Below are 610 nucleotides of genomic sequence, written 5' to 3'. Positions count from 1 at the left end.
TGGGTGGCATCGATGGTGTCAGCACCTGCCTGTAGCCGTCGAAGGCATCCATCAGGCGGAAGCGGTGATCGAGATCGTAGAGGGATTTTAGCTCGAGCCACCGCCGCAGCGGCCCCGCCGCGGACGCCATGGTTTGCAGGCGGGCGAAGTAGGCGGCCGGGAAGATATGGGTCCACGCATCGATGCGATCAGCCAATGTTCCCTCCATGGGGTGCTTTGTGGGTCAGGGTGGCGCTCCGGTGATTGGCGTGCGGAGGGTGGTTGAATCGTTCGATGCGGGCTAGATGCTTGTGCCGATGCTGCCCGACGCCTCCAAGGCGCGGGCGATGTTGCGGGCGGCTGTTTGTGCCGGTGCCAGTGCAAGCGTCAGGAACTCGTCTTCCGTGCTGCGCCCGACAGGTGCCGCGACGCTGATCGCGCCGATCGCGAGCCCGTCAGCATCGCGCACGGGCACGGCGAGGATCCGCAATCCTTCGCTGAGGGTCGAGTCACGGAGCGCGTGGCCGCTCATCCGGATCTCGGCAAGCGCGGGACCGAGATCGTTCCACTCAATGGGATTCCTGGTCACGAACGTCTGGCGTCGGGGTAGTGTCGCGAGCCTCGCCAGCTC

1 protein-coding gene and 1 pseudogene are annotated in these 610 nt (G+C 65.6%); both read right to left on the bottom strand.

The window, feature by feature from the left end; all coding sequences use genetic code 11:
- A pseudogene (locus tag C7G61_RS43095) lies at window positions 1–196 on the bottom strand (amidohydrolase family protein); the annotation flags it as partial.
- Between the two features lie 84 nt (window positions 197–280).
- Window positions 281–610, bottom strand: a 330-nt coding sequence (locus C7G61_RS43090; RefSeq protein ID WP_244608795.1) for an IclR family transcriptional regulator C-terminal domain-containing protein, incomplete at its 5' end; no start/stop codon positions are given.

Origin of the sequence: Bradyrhizobium algeriense, assembly GCF_003062295.1 — a bacterium.
GTDB lineage: Bacteria > Pseudomonadota > Alphaproteobacteria > Rhizobiales > Xanthobacteraceae > Bradyrhizobium > Bradyrhizobium algeriense.
This window is presented reverse-complemented; position numbering and strand designations above follow the sequence as displayed.